Here is a 22,199-nt window from a genome sequence, read left to right as displayed (position 1 = left end):
TACGCTCAGTGAGCGAATTTTGTTTAAGGAATAATTACGAGTTAATTGCGTTGAACCAATCCAAGTTCTTTCGCTGATATTTCCCTCATTTCTACTTTTCGTACTTTACCGGTTACCGTTGTCGGAAACTCCTCTACAAATTTCCAGTATTTAGGAATTTTAAAGGTGGCTATTTGTCCTTTACAATAGGCTTGTAAGTCTTCACCAGAAATCTTATCCCCATTTTTCATGATAACCCATGCCATCACTTCTTCGCCATATTTAGCCGAAGGAACACCAATAACCTGAATGTCTTTGATGGCATCATGCTGATGCAGAAATTCTTCAATTTCAAAGGGTGAGATATTTTCACCACCTCGAATAATTAAATCTTTGATTCGCCCTACAATTTTGACGTATCCACTTTCATCCATTTCGGCCAGATCACCTGTATGCATCCATCGTCCTTCATCAATTACTGATGCAGTAGCTTCTGGATTGTTCCAATATTTCAGCATCACCGAATAGCCGCGTGTACAGAATTCACCTCGCTCACCACGTGTTACAATGGCGCCGGTTTCAGGGTTAATGATTTTAATTTCAATGTGAGGATGCACCATGCCAACTGTTGCACAGCGACGATATTCGTTGTCATCAACAAATGTTTGAGTACTAACGGGCGAGGTTTCAGTCATTCCATAGCAGATGCCAACCTCCCGCATATTCATCTTTTCACGGACTGCCTTCATGGTTGATTCGGGGCAAGAAGCACCGGCCATAATACCTGTTCGTAAGCTTGAATAGTCGTACTTGTCAAAATTCGGATCATTTAGCTCTGCGATAAACATGAGAGGTACGCCATATAATGAGGTGCACTTTTCATTCTGAACCGTTTGAAGCACTGTTTCAGGTACAAAGGCTTCTCCTGTGAGCACCATGCACGCTCCGTGAGTGATGCATGCCAGGTTAGCCAATACCATGCCAAAGCAATGATATAATGGAACTGGAATACACACACGATCTTTCTCGGTGTATTTTAAGCGCTGACCAATAAAATAGCCATTGTTTATAATATTGTGGTGGGACAGGGTAGCACCTTTAGGAAAACCTGTGGTGCCTGATGTGTATTGGATATTGATGGCTTCATCAAACTGAAGCGTTTTTTCTAGTTCGACAAGTTGTTTGCTTGATACCTTTTTTGCTGCATCCAGCAGGCTTTGCCAATCGTGGTCAATGACAATGATGCTTTTTAGATGAATACATTCACCTCTCACTTCGTTTAAAATGTCCAAATAGTTGGTCTGACGAAAACCTTTAGACATGATCAGCAGGCTCGTTTCAGATTGCTTTAGTGCGTATTTTAATTCGGCTGACTTATAGGCCGGATTGACATTCACCAGGATTACACCAATGCGTGCAGTGGCGAACTGGACCAAAACCCACTCGTAACGATTGGGTGACCAAATACCGACGCGATCACCTTTTTTTACACCATAGGATAATATCCCTTTAGCAACTTCTTCTACCTGCTCCCAAAATTCTTTATAGGTGGCTTTGTAGTTCTGATAAGGAACTACGAGGGCGTCGCTGTTTGGGAATTTGTCAACAGTTTGTTTAAGTTGTTCTGATATGGTAATGCCCAAAAGGGGCGTGTCCGACGTTCCGTGGTCGTACGATAAATGATTATTCACAATGTCTGGTTTAATTAGTTATGTTTTGTTCTGGAAGTAATTACTATAAATTAAAACGAAATTAGTAGTAATGTACTGTTACAAATATAAATTTTTAATTAAACCGTGGTGTGATTAAGTCATGTTTTGTTAATCAAAAAATGGATAAAATAACGATTGTTGTCATCTGTTACTTCAATATTTGTCCAAAAAAATAGATTGTTCTTGTTGGTTAACAGTCATGTTCTGTCAGAAGCTAATTGCAATTATTGATTGAAGTACGATGTTAGCAATTAATCTTTAGCTACAGCATTTATATCAATGATTAGGTTCCTATTAGACGCTTCCCACCATTTTACGGTAACTGGTGTTTCTCCATTTAGAATGATACCTTCCCCAATTTGAGGACTTATGATTTTAACTTCAAGTTTATTAGCAGCTATAGATGCTCTGGTAATTGGCTCGAGCCAATCGTGCATGGCTAATTTAAAACCACCCCAATGAATGGGCATTACTACAGATGCTTGAACATCTTTCCCTGCCTGAATCGTTTCTTCAGGCATCATGTGTATTTCTTTCCAAAGCTCGTTATACTGACCACATTCCATCAGAGCCAAATCAAACGGCCCGTATTTTTCACCGATGGTTTTAAAATGCTGACCATATCCACTATCTCCACTAAAGAAAATGTTTTTTTCGGGTGTTTTAATTACCCACGAACACCATAAGGTAGATGCCTGATCATTAAACCATTTGCCACGACCCGAGAAATGCTGAGCAGGTGTACAGGCAAGCGTCAGTTTATCAAGTTTTATTTCTTGCCACCAGTCTAATTCGCTTATGCGATGTTTATCAACGCCCCATGATACGAGATGGGAACCAACACCCAAAGGTGTATAAAAAGCTTCTGTTTTGTCCTTAAGTCGTGTAATTGAACCATAATCTAAATGGTCGTAGTGATCGTGAGAAATAATGATAAGGTCAATTTTTGGTAATTTTTCGATATCAATAGGTAGCTGTTTATTAAATCGTTTAACGCCTACGAAAGGGACTGGAGATGCTGACTGTCCCAACATGGGATCAATCAATATGTTTTTACCGTTGGTCTGAATCAAAAAGGATGAGTGACCAAACCAAAAGAGGCGCATATCGCCGTTGTATTCAGCCATATTAGAGGAATCCATTTGGACAATTTGAGGTGTCTTTTTTGGAGTGGCATTAGGGTGGGTATTAAACTGTTCTTTAATCAACGCCCAAAACTTAGAACCAGACATCTCCATCTTAACGTCGCCGATATTTGCAAATTTTCCGTTACGATACTGTGGTGATTGACTATAGGTATTTTGGATAGTTTTAGTTGCTGTACCGCCAAATTGAGGACTTAATGCCATAAAAGCTACAACTGGCAGAATGATGGTACAAAGGATGCTAACGATTATAATCATTGTCTTCTTTCTTTTACGCATATCCATTTCATTATTAACCATAACAAAAGTAGTGGGTGTTTTGTGCGCAGCTGTATAAATTTTACTTCTTGTTGTATGCATTTTCCTGTTTTGCTAAATGTTGAGTGCCAATAGCGGTGTAGTATGATAAATGCACCGGTGTATTTTTAATAGTGTATAGTGTTGATACAGATGAAGTAGGAGGTATTAGGATTATGGTGTTTGCAGATTGGCCTACGGCAAAGCCATTTTTGGAAAGGATATTGATGATTAGTCATTCAAGTACGATAAAATTTATTGATATGGCAGCATGTAAATATTGTGGTGAGAAAGCCGGCTTTTTAAGTAACAAGCATTATTTCTGTGAACTTAAATACAAACAGGGGAAACAGAGAGTAGCTCAAATGGTGGAATATATATTGCGCAACGGAGGTGAGTTTAGTAGCCTCAAAAAACGTATTAAAGAAATCGCAATTTCTAGTGCTGTTCGATTACAAGAGCTCGATGCAATTTATATTAAAACCTTTAATAAGGCTGTTAACAGTTTGATTGAAGAGGGGCATTTTACCGAAGCCATTGAAGATCGAATAGCTGAATTTCAGCAAGCGTTTCAATTGTCGCAAGAGATGCTGGATCAGGACGGCACCTTAAAGAGAGTAGCTAAATTATCGATTATACGTGATTTGGACAAAGGGCTAATTCCCGAGCCAAGAATGGTTGTTGAGTCTTACCTGCCATTTCATCTGCAAAATACAGAACAGCTTATTTGGATTTTCAATGACGTGGAGTGTTATAAGCAAAATCCCAATTTGCAGGCTGATACAAGCCTTCGGATGCTTGGTAAGAATGAAAAAAGGCATTATTACCGTAAAGTTGATGAGAAAAGTGAAACCGTTAAAATGGTTCAGATGCAACATATGGGTGATGGCACCTGTGCATTGACCAATGAGCATGTGTATTTTACATCGGGTAATAAAAAATATAAACTGAAAATTAATAATATCGCCTCCACTGAAGCATTTAAAGATCAGATTAGTTTATTCAGAGAAGGATTTGATTCAGATGCACAGCTCTTTAAAAACATTGATGGCGTGTTTATGTACAATGCCATTAATCGTTTAATAAGCTAAGTTACATTATGTAGAAAAGCATCACCATTGTGATTTGCAACAGGATTGACAATGAGTAATGACTATTTAGTCATGACGCTGTTTAAGTTTTTTCTTATGACTAAATAGTCAAAGTATGTTTTACTCTTTCCGGAACGCATGACTATTTAGTTAAAGGCCATTTACGTATTGAAAAGGGCTGTGACTATTTAGTCAAAGCTTGTTTCACTGCTGATTGAAGCTTTAACTATTTAGTCACGCTATGTTTCACTAGTGAATTGAGCAATGACTATTTAGTCAAAGGCTGTTTCTTTAGAAGAGTGCCATTTTACGATTGATTTTCGCTTGGCTTGAGCAAAAAAAAGCCCGAAATGAGCCGGGCTTTCAGTATTATGAATTCTATTATAATTAATGTCCGAAAACATTGCTAAGCTTGATGCCTGCATACACCGTTCGTGGGTTGGTAGGTCCATAAACATATGCCGGGTCACGATTGAAGCCTGAATCAAAGTCATCCTGGTATGAGTTAAAGATGTTTTTAACACCCGCAAAAGCGGTTAATGGAAGTCCACCTACTTTTAATTGATACTCAGCTTTTAACCCAAGGTCGAAAAAGGTTGGTGTAGTACGAATTACTCCCGGGTCTTCATCGCCGATGATAATAGGTGTTTCACCTGGCTTAAGCTCCTCACCATAGTAGGCAATCTTCATCTTACCTGTGTAAGTACCACTAGCTATTAAGGTTAATTTTTCTCCAACTATATAATCTACTGCAAAGAATCCGTAATCATTTGGTGTACGTAAAAAGTCACTTTCACCAAGCTCAACAGCTTCGCCAAATTCACTTGATTGAGTGGTATATCCGGCTCTTATATAGAATTTGTTGTTGGGCGAGGCTGTTAATTCAAAATTCACACCTTTAACTTCAGCGCCATTTTCTGCATTACTGCGAATGTATGTTGTAACACCAGTATCCTCATCATGCTCTGGCGATTGAGCAAAGGCATCATCCAGGTTGGTGTAAAATCCTTCTACCAATAGACCAACATTCCAGACACCAAAGCGGCGATTAAAATCAAATGAAGTCATGTATGAATGACTTGTTTCTTGCTTAAGGTTCGGGTCATTTGCATGAATCACTTTACGAGAACCTGAAGTTTCGATGTGTAAATCTTCATCAAATACCTGAGGGGCACGATAACCTTGTGAATAGCTAACACGCCATTGTAAGGATGGAATAACATCCCATAATAAGTTTACGCGGGGGCTAAACACATTGCCATCGTTGTTACCTTCTTTATGATCTAAGTCGGTAATCTTATAGCGGTCAAATCGAGCTCCAAGCGATGCTTTTACAGGGCCTAGTTGGCGATCGTACTGAGCGAACACGCCATATACATTCTTGTTCTGGTCAGTAATGGTGGTATTAGGGATATGCTCAAAGCCTTCAATAGTTGTTCCGTCACCAGCATAAATAGGATTTTCATAATCAGGATATCCCAGTTTTTGGTCAAGCATGTCGTCGTGTACTAACTCAATACCTGTTACAATGCTGTTTTTTCCAAAATCAGATTTAAACTGTATTCCAATATTGTAAGTCATCCCATCTGTTTGACCATAGTCTTGTAAACTTTTATCAGCACCATAATAAGATGCGCGATCAACATTCTGAGTAGAACCGTATACCGACCACATACTACCTGTTCCTACAAAACGCTCGTAGGTACCTGCAATGGTTGTGATTTTATGATCGACTGCTTCTGAAATTTCAGCTTCATGATTTAATTTATCAAAGTCATTTCCGCCTCGGCGTTCTTCATTTACACGCATAAAATCAAAGGTGATTTTATTGCGGTAGTCTATTCGATGATATAATCTAGCTCCTAAAGTCAGGTTTTCAATTTGCGATATTTCAGAGAAGCCATCGTTATTGGCATCATAGGGGTCTTTATCGCGATAGAAGCCATACAAGGCTAAGCCGGTTTTTTTATCGTCACTTACAATGGTGGTATTCATGTTAACTGAATAATCGCCTTGAGCTTCACCATCGGTTCCAGCACCAACTGAGTTGTATTGTGCAGTTAAATCGTATGAGTTAACCATTGGATCTTTTGTAATCAGGTTAATGGTTCCAGCAACCGCGTTACTTCCATATAGGGCTGAGCCACCACCACGAACCACTTCAATGCGCTCAATCATGCTCGATGGTATCAACTCTAAACCATATACACCTGCCAGATTACTAAAAACAGCACGATTATTTATTAATACCTGTGAGTGAGCACCATCTAATCCGTTCATACGAACTTGTGTGAACCCACAATTCTGACAATTATTTTCCAAGCGTAAGCCCGGTACATAATTTAATCCTTCGCCAATAGATACTGATTGTGTGTTTTCTAACAGTTTTGGAGTAAGAGTATTTACAATAGTGGAAGCTTCTTTGCGCTTTCGCTCATTTCTATCTGCCGTCACAACTACCTGTTCCAAGCCTAGAACATCCTCCTCCAATTCAAAGGATAGTTTTATCGATGCACCCTTTTTAAAGCTTACCGTTTTCTCTATAGGTTTATAACCCATTGCCTGCGCTTTTACAATGAATTCACCTTCAGGTATAAAACCTAATTCAAATTCACCATCCATGTCAGATGCCACGCCAAGTGTGGTGTTGTTGATTGTTACCGTTGCAAGTGGTAGTGGTTTTCCTGCGGCAGTAATTGTACCATTTAAATCGCACATAGGCTCTGGTGGTGGAGTTTGTGCAATTGTAATAGTTGATATAAATAAACTGATTAGTAATAATGCTTTCGCAATACAATACTTCATCTTAAAATCTTTTAGTAATCTGTCAATCAGATCTTGAGTTAATAATTAGGTTTTGTTTCAAAGCAGAAACAATGGTGACATAAGCATTTATATATGCCTGTCACTATGGTACGATTCCAATGTTCAGTTGAAGAAATTATGCAACAGGAGGTGCTCTTCCTGTGCATTGAGATATGTGCCTCTGATTGTAAAGAAATGTGCATTCAACAGCAGAGCGTTCATGGTATACTAGCAATATGTCGGATAGCAATGCTGGCGCTTCTTTCGATACTGATGTTTGTAATTGTTGATAAAAGGCAAAATCAGTAGGTGCGTGCGAATGTCCGTCGCAACCTGGGTGTGCGTGGCTGTATGATTTTCCATCAATATTATGGGTGTGATAAAACAAGGCATTGCTTGCAGTTTGAATTGCAAACATCATTACCAATAGTAATGATAATCTATTAAAGACTTTTTGGTGTTTTATATGCTTAAATACCACGATGTAAAAATGAAAAAAATCTTTAATCAGCCAAATCCCTACAAATGGGGATTTTTGGCACGACATACAATCGATGAAACCGACTATGAAGCCAACTCACCCATTTTGTTTTATTTAAAAGTTGGGCAGGTGTACGATTGCGATATTACACAGATTCTCAATGGCTATGTGATGATATTTAAAGAAGCTTTTATGGATGAGTTTAATGATGTGGCGCAATTACTGGCAAGGATTCCAATAAATATGCATTTGAGTAAGCATCATAAAAACTTATTTAGCGATTTTGAGTTGATGATGAATGAATTTGAATTGCCAATACCAATCTACGGGTTTTAAAGAGTTATTTGATTGTGATTATTTATAAAATCACCGAATTGCTCAATGATATCAATCATTAGGTGAGAATAAAACAATTAGTGCCTTTAAAACTTTAGTTTATAAGTGTTACAAATCAGATAAGGAGCTAACTTATTATGTTGAGCAATTAAACCTGACGAAGCACAAACTAACAGTAGTTTGTTTCAAATAGTTTGGTTACCAGGCTATTTCACTTATATTGGAGCGATTAGTGATGGAAAGTAAAGGTTTATTACGATATACAGATAATACTAACTCTGAAACTGCTTTTGAGTTACAATATATCAAACCATCCCGTTTTGTGAAGTTTTTCAAATCGAAAACAAACCAGGGCTATCCCTTTTAAAAATTACATTGTACTTAGCTTATTTCCTCAAGCCGGAATGGCTTCTACTTTTTGTTCATCAAAAATTAACTTTAATAGGTATTCACGATTTACGCTACGCTCCAATTGCCTCCAGCCCAAAAAGTAGACAAAAATGCCGTCGACTAAAGCATTCGCATACCCATTACGTCATTGTTACGGGAAAAATTAATGCTTGATTATTGCTCTATTCAACATTATTCAAACAAGTTTGATACTGTCTTCATTTTTCGCAATAATTTAAAGATTCACAAATCATGCATCAAATTTTTCTTCCCTCCACATACGACGATGGGTCCCAAGCTACATTGCTTAGGTCGATATTACTTAAAAGTGATTTCCCAGGAAAACAAACCTTACGCCATTAGAATGCCGGAAGAAGTTTAAATGTGAAATACGTATGCCTTAAATAGCGATTTTTTCATCTTTTAACATACTTATGTCTAGTAGTCAACAAAACTTACCACAATTTAGTTAATATCTACTATGGCTTAGTAAAAGTAAAATATACTTTTGTCAGGAAGATAATTAACTACACAAATAATGAATTACACAAAAATCACAGGTGTTGTTTGCGGTTTATTGTTATCGCTTTCAGCATTTGCACAAACAGGAATAATTAAAGGGCGCATTGTTGATGCTCAAAATAACGAAGAAATACCCTTTGCCAATATTGCCCTAATGGAGAATGGTATTATCGTAAAAGGTTCAGTAACTAACGACAACGGTGCTTTTAGACTAGATAATATTGCAGAAGGAACTTACAGCCTCTCTGTATCATTTTTGGGTTATGAGGCGAGTGAAGTTAAAGATGTAACAGTATCAAAAGAATCAAGAGTTGTTGATTTGAAGAAAATAGGACTTTCTGTTTCATCACTTAATATTGAAGGGGTAGAGGTAAAGGCGATGGCACAAACCGCCAAAACAAAGATAGACCGAAAAACCTATCGTGCACAAGATTTTGCCACAGCAAGCGGAGGATCTGCTGTTGATGTCTTAGATAAATTGCCTGCTGTATCGGTCGATGGTGAAGGTACTGTTTCGGTACGTGGTACGAGTGATTTCTTAGTATATATTAACGGAAAACCAACACAGGCAGGTGCGACGGAAATATTAAACCAAATACCGGCTGATCAAATCAAAGATGTTGAGATAATTACCGTACCTGGAGCACGCTTTGATGCTCAGGGAAAAGGAGGAATTATTAATATTACCACTCAAAAAGGTGGCTTAGATGGCCTTTCAATCGTGGCCAATGGTATGGTAGGTGGAACGCCATGGACTAATAAAGACGATGTATACAGTCATCAAAAACTGGATAATAACCGTTACAATGCCAGTATAAGCATGATGTATAACAAAGATAAACTATCTATTAGTGGTGCATTATCCATGCAGTCGCGTAATAATAAGGGAAGGGGTATTATTGACCCATACATTTATCAGGATCCGGAAGAATCGGTGAGCGGATATCCTGGTGGCTACTACGTGTTTGATGGTGAAGGTTCGCGTCCTAAATGGTATACCAATATGATGGCTAATATGGGGGTTAACTATCAACTGAGTGAAGATGCTGAGATAGCCGTTAATTACCAGTATTCAAATCGCACCAGTGGTCGCACGGCTAACTACGTGTATGATACTTATTTTCTAGATAAAGATGGCGTACTCCAGGAAGGTACAAGAAAAGAAATTTTTAATCCCAATGATATTCATCGTGATGGTTGGTTTAGTAACCTGAGCGTCGATTATATTCAGAAAGTCAATGAGAATTCAAAGTTGAGTACCACCTTTATCTATGAAACATCAAATCTTGACCAAACAATAGATAATAAGGAATTTCCTTACAATGGAGAACGGTATTATTACAATGATACACCTGATTTTCATTCATTCCAAAGTGATGAAACGCCTATCGATGCCTATCGTTTTGAACTGGATTATCAGCATATATACGATAATGGAAATACAATTAATGTTGGGGTACAACCGCAATTAATTCGTCTGGATGGTGCATTTGCCTATGATACAATTATCGGAAATGGCTATTGGGGTGACCCAAGTATTGAAAGCTATGATAATAGCATAGACCTTAAGCGTGATGTGTACTCTGCATACATCGATTATAACGGAACAAGTGGTAAATTAAGCTACATTTTAGGCTTGCGTGCCGAATATATGGATCAGTTAATGACCGTAAGCAGTACGGAGTACTTTGAATATGTTTATGGGTATTTTAATGATGTGGGTAATGGTCGTGATTTTGATCAAACGGATTTTGAGCAACGTAAGTTTGATCTGTTTCCAACACTACATGCTAAATACGATATGAATGAATTAAATAGTATCTCCCTGGCAGCTAGTCGTCGTATTAATCGTCCGCCAGCTAAAGATATGGCGCCATATTTATATCGCCGTCACCAAGAGATATATGAAATGGGTGACCCATTGCTTGAACCAGAATATACTTTAAATGTCGAGCTTAATTATACTCGCAAATTCGGTAAAAGTAACATGACCCTAACAGGTTTCTACCGCGGAGTTGATAATGCTATTTACCGTGTTAACAGAGTTGCTTACGATATGGGTAACCCTGGTGGAGTTCTTTTAAGAAGTTATACCAACGCAGGAAACCAAACGTCTTTAGGGGCAGAAATGGGGCTAAATATGGACATTTTTAGCAAAGTGAAACTGTTTGTAGGTGGTTCTCTTTATGATTTTAAAGTAATTGCTGATGATGAATTATTAGGAGAAAGCCGGGATAGCCGCAGTACTAACTGGAATCTTAAAACGAATGCATCGTGGATGATAAGCAATCCATTAAAACTAACGGTAGATTACTCTATAAAATCAGGCTCGGTTACACCACAAGGAAAGAGCTTAGAGTTTCAGGCATTAAATGCGGCCGTGAACTACAAACCAGAAAAGCTTAATGGATGGACTTTCTCAGCTAAAGTATTAGATATTCTGGGAACCAATCAGGCCGGAGGATATACTGCAGCATATGAAGGAGAGCAGATTTTGTTGCGACGTGATTATGTCTACGACTACGAAGGTCAGATTGTTGAATTAGGGATAAGTTATTCTTTCAATAGTAATAAGTATAAAGCCAAAAAGAAGAAACATATTGGCGACGATTATTTCTAGGATTACACACTGGTTCCAGAATTGAAAGCTTAGTTTTTTGTAATATTATCCAATCTGATATTGCAAGAAACTAAGCTTTTTGCTTTTTATAAAACTAAAAGACTCGTACGCCAAGCCTTATCGAAAAACGATTGTAGCTTGTTTTTCGTTCTACTTCATTCAAGCGCCAATCGCTGCGTACAAATGCAAATTCGTGGTAACGGTAACCAATGGCAATGAATAAATTAAAGTGTTGCTTTGTGGGAAAAACATAACCTATTTCGCTATTAAAGAAAGTGCCCCCTTTGGTATCAATAATTTCATAATTCCCGAAATCCATATCTTCTAAAGCAATGGCATAACCACCCGAAGCACCCCAGTAAAAAGAAGATTGCTTCTCGCCAGGAAACAAGACCTTAACATTAGGTCCAATTGGCATAACTGTTACGTCAAACCATTCAACGCCCGTAACTATTCCAGTAGAAAAATGCTTGTTAAACTGGTAGTTGTGCTCCATTATTATGGAAGTGATATAGGTTTTTAAATCATTTTTCGAACCAATTAAAGAACCAATCGAAGTGTAATTGTAATAACCTTTGCTTTTTACAGGTGCTTCAATAGCTTCATTTTGTGTCAGCGCCAGCATAGGTATGAGCCATAAAAATAAGAGTAGAATTTGTTTCATAGTTATGAGGTTTAATATCTAAGAGTGTTAAAATATTAAATAGTTGCGTGAAGATTGTTTTTTTAATTAGACGCAACCCTTTAAGTCATTCTCCATCTAATGAGGTGGGTGTTAATTTTATACACATTACCTATTAACCAAATTCCAGATGTTATGAAAACAATAGTCAAATTCTTAGTTATTGCTATCATTTTAACCAGCAGCTTTTCATGCAGCGATAAAATCGAAGAAACTTACACGCTGAATACACCCGAATACATGAGTTATGATGATTTGCGTAATTCTTTTCAAATGAAAAGTGCACAAGTTATATTGCAACCCGGTAAAATCTATTTTAAAGATGATTTTATCTTCGTTAACGAATATTTGAAAGGTATTCATATTATCAATAATTCAAATCCAGAGAATCCTGAAAAAGTTACTTTTCTGGAAATTCCGGGGAATATAGATATGGCTATAAAAGGTAATATGCTTTACGCCGATAGCTACATTGATTTGCTGACGATTGATATCAGTGATATGAATAACATTGTAGAAGTCGATCGTGATGAAGAGGTGTTTCCTTATACTATTCCTGAAATTCGCGAAGGCGTTGCCTATGGTATTGATGCTCAAAAGGGGGTAATAACCGGATATACCGTAACTACAGAAACAGTTGAAATAAAGGGAGATGATATTTCGTATCAGTTTTTTCCGGCATGGGAGTCTAGTTTTGTTGCTGTAGATGCCATGAATGGTAGTAAAATAAGTTCTTCGGGTGCAGGTACTGGTGGTTCAATGGCTCGCTTTACATTATACGATGATTATCTTTACGCAATAGATAATGCATCTTTACATTTGTTTGATGTGTCTGATAATACGAATCCAAATCGGATGAAGCAAATTGCCATTAGTTGGCAGATTGAAACCCTTTTCCCATACGATGAGAAATTATTTATAGGTGCTCAGAATGGGATGTTTATCTACAGCTTGCAGAACCCTGCAAATCCAGAATTTATTTCTGAATTTCGACATGCTACAGCCTGTGACCCGGTTGTTGTAGAGGGGGATTATGCCTATGTAACATTACGAGGGGGTAATTTATGTGGCGCCATCGAGAGTCAGCTCGAAGTGATAAATATATCGAATATTGAATCGCCTCAAATGCTAAAATCATATCCTATGAAGGAACCGTATGGCTTGGGAATTGATGACGAGGTGTTATTTGTTTGTGATGGCTACGAAGGATTGAAAATATACAATGCTGCCGATCCAATGACTCTTGCTGCCAATCAAATAGCGCATTATCCAACAGTTGATGCTTTTGATGTGATTCCCTTGGGAGAAATATTACTCTTAATAGGAGAAGATGGTCTGTATCAATATGACTATTCTGATTTAGACAATATAAAACAGTTAAGCCACATCCGTATCAATGGCATGTAAGTCATAATGACGTTTACGACAATTTTATAAACAAAGCTGTTTCAATTTCTGAAGCAGCTTTTGTTGTGTAAAGCGGCATCCAATAACCTTTTGTGCTTTTTTTGTACATTAGCGTATTGACATAACAAATGGTACATCAGATATGAGAAAACTGGCATTGCATTGGAAAATTATTATTGGATTAGTATTAGGTATATTATGGGCAGTATTATCTGGTTTTTTTGGGTGGAGTGATTTTACAACTAATTGGTTAGCTCCGTGGGGACGAATTTTTATTAACCTTCTAAAACTCATAGCGATTCCATTAGTTTTGTTTTCAATTATTGGAGGTATTGTTGGTTTAGGTGATCCTAAGCAATTGGGACGAATGGGTTTACGTACCTTACTATTGTATTTATGTACCACTATTATTGCCGTTTCAATGGGCTTGCTAATTGTTAATATTGCAAAGCCAGGTAAGTGGATGGATGATGATATTAGAACGGAAAATCGGATAGCATATGAATTGTGGGCTCAACAGGAAGGGCAACCGGTGCATGATCATAAAAACTACCTGGATGATGCCGCCAATGAAACTTTAATTGCCGAAGTAGCTAAGCGTAGGGGGTATGATGAAGACGAGAGTGTTCAGTCGCGCTTAAAATTAGCTAAAAATCAAAAAGAAAGTGGACCACTTACGTTTATTGAAGATATGGTACCAAGCAATGTTTTTATGGCCATGTCTGATAACGGAAGTATGTTAAAAATTATCTTTTTTGCACTGTTTTTTGGAATTGCATTACTGTATATCCCAGAGAAGCATTCAAAACCGGTAATTGATGTCGTTAGCGGGTTAACCGAAGTATTTCTTAAAATGGTTGAGTTGATAATGCAGGGAGCCCCATTTTTTGTATTTGCTTTATTAGCCGGATTAGTGTCAGAGATGGCCGAAGATGACCCTGCAAAGGTGTTTGAATTGTTTAAAGGTCTTACCTGGTATTCTTTAGCTGTATTAACAGGATTGCTAATAATGGCGTTTGTTATTTATCCAACTATCATGAAATTTTTTGTAAAGCGTTTGAGTTATTTTGGATTCCTAAAAGGCATAAGTCCCGCTCAAATGTTAGCGTTTTCTACCAGTTCAAGTGCTGCAACACTGCCCGTTACCTTAGAGTGCGTCGAAGATAATCTAAAAGTCGACCCAAAGGTGTCAAGTTTTGTTTTGCCGATTGGGGCAACCGTTAATATGGATGGTACCAGTTTATATCAGGCGGTTGCAGTGGTATTCCTGGCTCAAATGCACATGATTGATTTAAGTTTTGGTCAGCAAATTACCATTATACTAACTGCCACCTTGGCAAGTATTGGATCTGCAGCCATTCCTAGTGCCGGATTGGTCATGTTAATGATTGTATTAAGTTCGGTAGGTCTTAATCCTGCATGGATTGGTATTATCCTTCCGGTTGATAGGATTTTAGATATGGTACGAACAGTGGTTAATGTAACCGGAGATGCAACTGTAGCGAGCGTAATAGGAGAGGTGAGTGAAGTTGATAGTGAGGAGGTTGTATGAGTGTCCGATGGTAGTTAATGCAACAGGTAAAAGTAAGTTTTGTCGTTTACATATGATGTATTCCTTCGTAACTTTATTTATACTAAAAGATAAAGCTATGAAAAAGAACAGGATATTGATGGTATTTACAATACTGCTATTTTTTGTTGCAGCTTGCAACAAAGATGACGACCCTTCATTTGATATTATACCCGATGATTTAGTTGGGGCTTGGACAAATTATGTGTCGGAAGATGGAGTTGAAAACAGATTTATATTTGAAAAAAACAATGAACGTTCAGGCAACCTCGAATATTATTGGAATTATAGAGATTCAGAGGCTGAAAGCTACATAACATTGTTAGCTGCAAAAGCAACATTTGTAGTTAAAGACAATATGATAATTCCCACTGTAAAACAATGGGGATCTCAATTAATAGAATTTGATGAAGAGCAATTATTGGATGAGATTAGATGGTACACCATTAATGAGGAAGAGTGGGAGTGGTTCGAAATAGAAGATGATTTTACAATTACTTTTGAACTGATAAACGACCAGCTTATTATAAAAGAGGATATGAATGATGATGGTGACTACAACGATGAAGACGAAATAGCTATTTATGTACGAGAGTCTTGAGGGGGGGGACAATGCTTGTTAAAATACCATGATTAATGTGTGAGTTGAGACAGTATGTGATGGAGGTTAATTTGATAGATTAATTTTCATCAATAACACTTGCACCAAACAAACTACAGCAGATACAACTGTTGCAACGGTAATTGGCGAAATTAATACTGAAGGAAAGAATCAAACAGAAATAATACTAAATACAGAATTAGCTAACGACGAAAAGGAGTAGGGCTTTACTCCTTAGTAATTTCGTTTTTGTGTTTTGAGGTGTTTTTAATACAGTTGTTGTTAGGAAGAAGATAGCTTGTGGTTGTTGGCTTTTTTGTCGCATTGCTCAAGGGAAACGCCTTTAAAGAATCTGGGGCACTCTTAAATTTATCCTTATTCGAATAATTTAGTGAGTCATTTGCCGATAGTACAATTGTTCTGCCATCCGATAACACTAAAACCGCCTGTCTTTTGCCAGGTTTTATGCCATCACCTTTTTTATCTTTATTTAGTTGAGCAGATGTACTTAAGCCAAAGGATAGTAGCAGTAATACAATGATTCCAACTAATTTGAAGTTGGAAGAAGATGTCGTATTAGTAAATAACTTTCTAATGTTCAGAATACCAATTGATAATGTGTTGTTGAAAAGTGTAATTATATGGTGCATTAAACGATTATTTATCTGTTGTATTGTTAAAAATATTTCCCAAATATATGGGTATTGTGACATTTACATCTATATAGACACTTGTTATACAACATGAGGTGACAATTTGGATGTTATTAATTGTTAAAGAATAATTCTGTTTGCTAAAAAATATTGCTGCGTATGTGTAAATAACACATAATTAAGTACTTGGGCTCTTGGTTTTGGGTAGTTTTAAATAGAAAGTAGAGCCAAGTCCTTTTTTCGATTCGAAATTCAACTCACCCTCAAGTAGTTGCGATAATTTATAGCTTATTGTTAATCCCAAGCCACTTTCTTCGAGGTTAAGCGTGTCATTATTGCTTCGATCTTGCTCAAACTGCTTAAAAAGGTTGGCATGTTTCGTTTGGCATATACCTAATCCGGTATCTTTAATGATAAAGGTGATATGTTGGTCTTCTATGTTCAGATCAAGGTGAACAAAGCCTTCTTTTGTAACTTTAAGGGCATTAAAGCATAGATTACTAATGATTTGGTAGAGCAACACCATGTCGGATTGTATAAGATCCTCATCACTTTCGCTGGCTAAAACTTTAAAGTCAACTAGTTCGCTTGGTTTGTATGATAGAGCTGAATAGACGCGCTTTAATACCTCTGATGCGTGAAATTTAGAAAGAGAGATGCTTGTATGTTTATCTTCAATTTTCGAAAAGCTGATAATGTTATTTAGCAGGTTGAGAAGTGTATTACCATTCTCATTTATTAAATTGATATATGTTTTTTTGTCGGCGTCAGAAAGATCTTCTTGCTTTAGTAATTCAGCAAAGCCCAAAATACCATTCATTGGTGTTCGAATCTCATGACTTAAGTTGGTAATATATGATGTTTTTACTCTTTCAGAATGCCTTGCTGCGTTACGTTGTTTAATAATTGTACTGAGCTCAGTAGTTAATTACTTATAAGAGAAATTGGCTGATGCATTGTTTTTAGTGCGTAGGCCAGTCAAAAAGGCGGGCCGGCGATGGCTGGTGGGAAGAAGCATCTTTTTGACTAGACTTTTTTGTTTACTTTTTGCGGCAATGGCAAAAAGTAAAAGCCCATCCGGCTAGAGGATTAGCAAATCATGTTAATTTTCAATTGGTTAAGTAGGTATCTACCGACCTCTATAATTGTATTCTTCACGTAAATAATTAGTGGAATTTCAAAAATCACAAAAATTATACAAACCAATAGGATATCTAATATTCTATCGATATTATTGGAATAGTAAGTGATTAACTCAGGGTAGTAGGCTTCTATGAGGAGTAGAATAGGAATGTTAATGCTGATAATGATAAAACCGATTATTAAGCGTTTTTTATCAACGAGGAAAATAAACATTGGAACAAACGCAAGTATATAAAATAATGTTGGTCCGGTACTGCCGCCTGTTTCTAACCATAAAAAGTTAAGCATTAGGATAACAAAGGATAAATAAAAAAAGCGTCCTTGTTTATACTTCTTTTTTACTCTAACAAGCCAATAATTAAATACGATAAGTACAAACGCCAGAAAATTGACATAAATAACACTTAATGGGAGGCCTAAAAAAGGATTGGTAAATGCCGAAAATAAAGACAAAAAGAAGGTTATGTGCAGCATATGAATAAGTACCAGGTTCTGGATTTCATATTCATCTGCACGTATAAAAAATAACCTCTTAACACCCGCCATTTGATGTTTACCCCACATGTCAATATCCCTTTTTAATGGCGGATACGTAAAATATAGAATTAGGTTATGGAAAAATAACTCATTGTATTAATGAACTTATTTTGGCTTTTGGTAGGAGTTATATTTTAGAGGTTTGTTTTTTATATTTCTTCCAATAAATCCATAGCCCAGATAATAGTAGTAGGATGGTAGTGATGCCAGTAAGTGGTACAATTAATATGTAGAATGCTCCAATGAGATCCTGAAAGATCCGTCCTGTATGAACTTCAAGTGCCAGGTTCCATATAGATAAGGGTGAAGCTGTTTTTATTTTATTTGGCATCGTTCCAAAGGAGCTTTTCCTATTTAAACTAACAGCACCTTGGTTATAATCGAAATACACTTCGTTATGATCCAATTGATGATAGCCGGTTGCCATATGGACACCAATAGGCCTGCTCATGCCAACTTGAGGTATATGAGCTTGTTTTGTAACATAGTTGATGCACGAACTGGTAAAAGGATTCCAGAGATATAAACCGCTAAAGGAACCAATTAAGTAATTATTATTTTTTTGTTCCTCAAATACATTTATGCCCATAACCGAAACAGGCGGTTGATTTGGTATTTTAACTATTTGTTCAAAATTGTTGGTTAAGGCATACATGCCTTTTGAGCTTGATACAAGGTATACATTGTATTGCCTATTGTATCGAATGGCCCGTAATTGATCATACCAGGCGTTAGGTGAGTCCAGAACGGTAAATGGAATACTTTTCGCTTCAGAATTGGCAATGGCGATTAACAGAGGCGGTCGCAAAAAGATGCCTGTAAACGTTGTGAAAATCAAAAATATAATAGCATAATACCCAATTTTATTATGCCATTTTACCGAGAAACGAAAAAGCTGTTTCTTCCGTTTAGCTGCTAAAAGTTTTTTTCTCGCTCTTTTTATTAAGGAAGGTGATGCAAACCAAATGATGCCGGTAATAATTAAGAAAATAAAGATGCCAGCAATAATATCCACCAGTATTTTACCGGTAATACCAAGTATTTCGCCACTGTGAAGTATCCAAATGGTTTTAAACAGGCTCGTTGTGTTTTTATAGCCTTCCGGACTTGGCAAAATATTGAATACTACAGAGTCATTAATAAGGTCCAACTGGCCAAGTTCGCTGCGTGTTAGTATAGTAAGTTTACCATTAACTTCAATTAAATCCGAAATTCGAGGATGTTCTATTTCTAGTTTGATGGGTGACCATGATTCACTCTTATATTCATACAAACCAAACAATGTGCCGGCAAAAAGGCGACCATTTTTAGTGCGTATAACCTTTGAGACTTTTCGATTATCAATGCCTTTTGGAAATCCGGTATTAAAATCATTCCATTCATTTGTCTTATTTGTGTTTATCCAACAGCCTACATTGCCATAAAACAAAGTTTGAGTACTGTCCAGTCTAATACTGCCTTTAAGGGCAGCGTTGTTCCAATTGTCATACTGAAAACTAGAAGTTAAATATTGGCGTGAAATATCAACCGAACTTACTTGTTTACGATGGTTGAGTACAATGCCAGAAATGGAAAATAGTAGTAAGAAGAAGCTTAAAATGATGCCTCCCCATTTGTGATATTTGCGCCAGAATTTCATAGCGCGAAAATATAAACTATTCGGTAGTTATTTACTGTTTAAAGAAAAATCCCCACAGATTGTATGTTGTGGGGAAGTTTCTAAACCGTTTTTAATATTGCCCGTTAATCCAGTTATTTAATTTAGGAAAAAGCACATCAAATAATAAACCTACCATTTCTGAGGGATGATTGACATCCATTCGTAAATATTGATCTGCCGGAAATACATCATGGTGAATGTATTGCAGTTCTTGCCATGTACGATACCCTAATAGCAATTGAGTAAGCAATTCTTCACGAATACTTAGAGTGAAGTCAGCTTGAACATCACCTTCGTTTGTTATATCAACCAATTGCCCATTTGTCCATTTTAAAATGATTTGATAGTTGTACATATTAATTGAAATCGTTGAGGATAAACCATTGTATTGACTATCGGCAATGCGTTGTTCAAGTATTGGTTTAATCTTATTCAGGAACTTTACTTTATCTACAATTTTAACCTGCCAGGCATACGAAGGTCGTATTGTCGCGCCACATGCAAGTGCGCTTTTTATAAGCGGATGTGAATCGGGTAAATTAAGCCTGATATATGGCTTGTTTAAAATAGTTGCCCTTTTTTTAAGAAAGCTAAATACTTTTTGGTGAGCATCTGCTGGCATCTTAAAGCTTATTTCTGACAGAATTAACCCTTGCCCAAATCCTTGCTTTAATAGTCGTAGGTAATAACTTTTTTCTTTGTAGTCAAATATATATAACTCGCTGGCATATTCGGTTTTCAAGCCCTTTGTCTGGATGTAATCCCAATGATCACATGTGCGATTAACACCTATATGATATCTTTCATTGAAAAGGTCCTCTTCATCATTCAACAAAGCATAGTTGTCTTTATTAATCTTTCTAAACTCAATTGAATCATCAATTGTTAAGCCTTGCAAGGGCAATTCAGTATGATTTTCCATGGGGATGGCATAATGATAACCTAAGCGATGATATATTCCGGGAATGCCCTGGATGACCGCTAGATCAAAATCATTTTCTTTTAAATCATTCTCGAATAATGCATTGCATTGCTTGAATAAGCCTTTCCCACGATGGAGTTCGTAGGTGCCCAGAATGCCCAATTCAGCAACTTTTAATTTCAGACCATTAAACTGCCATTGCCACGGAATAAAAGCAAAACCAGATACTACTTCATCTGTGTTTTTGTCTTTGGCAATGTACCAATTGTTAAAGCCCATGTTTGGAAAATGATGTGTGAGCGTATCTGCCAGTTTCCCAACTTCTTCGGGTGCAAAAACTGTATTATATAATTTGACTAATTGGCTTAATTCTTCTTTGTTATTTGCTTTTGTAAATATGTAATTATCCATTTTAATACCTTTTTTTGATGTTATAACGCTTCATATTACGCACAAGCTTTGATAAATCTTTACCCTTTCGTTTTTTATCTTGTGTTGATGCCGCATAATGCTCTGCTTCACTTCTAAGCTTTATGTAACTGTGGTAAACCGATTCTTCAAGCTTACCCTTGTCAATAGCCTCCAATACAGTGCAACCAGGCTCATCGATGTGTGTACAATCACTATACCTGCATCCTTTACCGAGTTGATTGATGTCGTCAAACGATAAAGTAACTGACTCGATATCATCCAGGGCCAGGCCAAATTCCCGCATTCCTGCAGTGTCAATCAAAACACTGCCATTGTCGAGAAGAAATAATTCGCGACTGGTAGTAGTATGCTTTCCTTTTCCAACGGCCTCGCTAATGGTGTTTGTTTTTTGTACTTCATTGTGCATTAGGTTGTTTAGTATGGTGCTTTTGCCAACGCCCGATGAGCCAATCATTATATAGGTCAATTGTGGTTGAAGCAAAGATTCAATCTGTTCAAGCCCCTCTTTGGTTAAAGCACTTATTTTAAGAACCGGAATGTTTGGGTGATTCTCTCGAATCAATTGGACATTTTCTTCCGCTTCTTCTGCTATATCAGCTTTATTAAGAAGGATGAAAGGCTCAATATTGGCATCGTTAAGTGTTGTAAGCATGCGTTCCAATCGTCGTGGGTTGAAATCACGATCAAGGCCTTGTACAATAAAAGCCCCATTAATATTGGTAGCTAATATTTGTTTGTCTGTTTTTTTACCAAGTTCTTTTCTTGCCAATTGGTTATAGCGCGTCAATACTTCGGTGATAATGCACTGCTGGTCGAAAGGCATTATTTTAACCCAATCGCCGGTTTGTGGTCGTTCTTCATTGGAGGCCGTAAATAATAGCTGACCAGTTAATTCCCCTTTTAAAATACCTTGATTGGTAAGAATATCATAGTTGGTTTTATTAACATTACGAATGCGTCCGATTTCGTTGTCATCAATTGAGATATTTGTTTTTAACTGGAAGTGTTTCCAACCGTATAGTTGTATGTTTTGATTCATTGCTAATCCGAATTACTTATACCAAATACATGGTAATACTAATTTAATTTTGAAAGAAATAATGGTGTGCAAAAGACAGGCCGATAGTGAATAACGACTAATGAGAATTAGTAAAGACTTGCCTGCCTTTACTTTACCAGGATAGCAATAGTTTCTGTCATAAGTTGCAAATATA

17 protein-coding genes are annotated in these 22,199 nt (G+C 37.0%); 6 read left to right on the top strand and 11 right to left on the bottom strand.

Annotated features, from left to right (window positions below; translation table 11 throughout):
• Positions 1–41 precede the first annotated feature (41 nt).
• Both JIV24_RS03225 and JIV24_RS03220 read right to left on the bottom strand, forming a co-directional pair.
• The gene (locus tag JIV24_RS03225) at positions 42–1,670 is read right to left on the bottom strand and encodes an AMP-binding protein (RefSeq protein ID WP_289047860.1); all 1,629 of its coding nucleotides are present in this window, start codon (positions 1,668–1,670) and stop codon (positions 42–44) included.
• Positions 1,671–1,942: 272 nt separating this feature from the next.
• Positions 1,943–3,196, bottom strand: a complete 1,254-nt coding sequence (locus JIV24_RS03220; protein WP_200463568.1) for an MBL fold metallo-hydrolase — start codon at positions 3,194–3,196, stop codon at positions 1,943–1,945.
• A 200-nt stretch (positions 3,197–3,396) separates the two neighbouring features.
• Between JIV24_RS03220 and JIV24_RS03215 the strand changes: the two genes are divergently transcribed.
• Entirely contained in the window at positions 3,397–4,224 is an 828-nt protein-coding gene (locus tag JIV24_RS03215; protein ID WP_200463567.1) for a hypothetical protein, read from the top strand.
• Positions 4,225–4,611: 387 nt separating this feature from the next.
• Here JIV24_RS03215 and JIV24_RS03210 read toward each other — a convergent pair whose 3' ends face one another.
• Both JIV24_RS03210 and JIV24_RS03205 read right to left on the bottom strand, forming a co-directional pair.
• A complete protein-coding gene (locus JIV24_RS03210) occupies positions 4,612–7,029 on the bottom strand; it encodes a TonB-dependent receptor (RefSeq protein ID WP_200463566.1) in 2,418 nt (805 codons plus the stop codon).
• A 136-nt stretch (positions 7,030–7,165) separates the two neighbouring features.
• Positions 7,166–7,450 (bottom strand): hypothetical protein, encoded by a 285-nt coding sequence (locus tag JIV24_RS03205; RefSeq protein WP_200463565.1) that lies wholly within the window; start codon positions 7,448–7,450, stop codon positions 7,166–7,168.
• A gap of 69 nt (positions 7,451–7,519) precedes the next feature.
• Between JIV24_RS03205 and JIV24_RS03200 the strand changes: the two genes are divergently transcribed.
• Complete coding sequence (locus JIV24_RS03200) at positions 7,520–7,846, top strand: hypothetical protein (RefSeq protein WP_200463564.1); 327 nt, start codon at positions 7,520–7,522, stop codon at positions 7,844–7,846.
• 928 nt (positions 7,847–8,774) lie between these two features.
• A complete protein-coding gene (locus JIV24_RS03195) occupies positions 8,775–11,378 on the top strand; it encodes a TonB-dependent receptor domain-containing protein (RefSeq protein WP_200463563.1) in 2,604 nt (867 codons plus the stop codon).
• A 94-nt stretch (positions 11,379–11,472) separates the two neighbouring features.
• On the opposite strand, the gene JIV24_RS03190 is transcribed toward JIV24_RS03195, so the two are convergent.
• Complete coding sequence (locus JIV24_RS03190; protein ID WP_200463562.1) at positions 11,473–12,042, bottom strand: hypothetical protein; 570 nt, start codon at positions 12,040–12,042, stop codon at positions 11,473–11,475.
• A gap of 153 nt (positions 12,043–12,195) precedes the next feature.
• Here JIV24_RS03190 and JIV24_RS03185 point away from each other — a divergent pair, with 153 nt between their 5' ends.
• From JIV24_RS03185 to JIV24_RS03175, 3 genes are all read left to right on the top strand, one after another.
• Complete coding sequence (locus JIV24_RS03185) at positions 12,196–13,467, top strand: LVIVD repeat-containing protein (protein ID WP_200463561.1); 1,272 nt, start codon at positions 12,196–12,198, stop codon at positions 13,465–13,467.
• Positions 13,468–13,609: 142 nt separating this feature from the next.
• Positions 13,610–15,019, top strand: coding sequence for a dicarboxylate/amino acid:cation symporter (locus JIV24_RS03180; RefSeq protein ID WP_200463560.1), 1,410 nt, complete (start codon positions 13,610–13,612; stop codon positions 15,017–15,019).
• A gap of 97 nt (positions 15,020–15,116) precedes the next feature.
• Positions 15,117–15,638, top strand: coding sequence for a hypothetical protein (locus JIV24_RS03175; protein WP_200463559.1), 522 nt, complete (start codon positions 15,117–15,119; stop codon positions 15,636–15,638).
• A gap of 227 nt (positions 15,639–15,865) precedes the next feature.
• Here JIV24_RS03175 and JIV24_RS03170 read toward each other — a convergent pair whose 3' ends face one another.
• The 6 genes from JIV24_RS03170 to rsgA all read right to left on the bottom strand — a co-directional run bounded on the left by JIV24_RS03170 (position 15,866) and on the right by rsgA (position 22,024).
• A complete protein-coding gene (locus JIV24_RS03170; protein WP_200463558.1) occupies positions 15,866–16,288 on the bottom strand; it encodes a hypothetical protein in 423 nt (140 codons plus the stop codon).
• 181 nt (positions 16,289–16,469) lie between these two features.
• Positions 16,470–17,144 carry a sensor histidine kinase gene (locus tag JIV24_RS22745; protein WP_289047889.1) on the bottom strand — a complete coding sequence of 225 codons (675 nt, stop codon included), beginning with the start codon at positions 17,142–17,144 and terminating at the stop codon, positions 16,470–16,472.
• Between the two features lie 236 nt (positions 17,145–17,380).
• Complete coding sequence (locus JIV24_RS03160) at positions 17,381–17,998, bottom strand: hypothetical protein (protein WP_200463556.1); 618 nt, start codon at positions 17,996–17,998, stop codon at positions 17,381–17,383.
• 100 nt (positions 17,999–18,098) lie between these two features.
• Positions 18,099–19,610 (bottom strand): PepSY-associated TM helix domain-containing protein, encoded by a 1,512-nt coding sequence (locus JIV24_RS03155; protein WP_200463555.1) that lies wholly within the window; start codon positions 19,608–19,610, stop codon positions 18,099–18,101.
• A gap of 91 nt (positions 19,611–19,701) precedes the next feature.
• Positions 19,702–20,964, bottom strand: a complete 1,263-nt coding sequence (locus JIV24_RS03150; protein ID WP_200463554.1) for a GNAT family N-acetyltransferase — start codon at positions 20,962–20,964, stop codon at positions 19,702–19,704.
• 1 nt (position 20,965) lies between these two features.
• Positions 20,966–22,024 carry a ribosome small subunit-dependent GTPase A gene (gene rsgA, locus JIV24_RS03145; protein WP_200463553.1) on the bottom strand — a complete coding sequence of 353 codons (1,059 nt, stop codon included), beginning with the start codon at positions 22,022–22,024 and terminating at the stop codon, positions 20,966–20,968.
• Positions 22,025–22,199: the final 175 nt, after the last annotated feature.

Origin of the sequence: Carboxylicivirga marina, assembly GCF_016612505.1 — a bacterium.
GTDB classification, from domain to species: Bacteria; Bacteroidota; Bacteroidia; order Bacteroidales; family Marinilabiliaceae; genus Carboxylicivirga; species Carboxylicivirga marina.
This window is presented reverse-complemented; position numbering and strand designations above follow the sequence as displayed.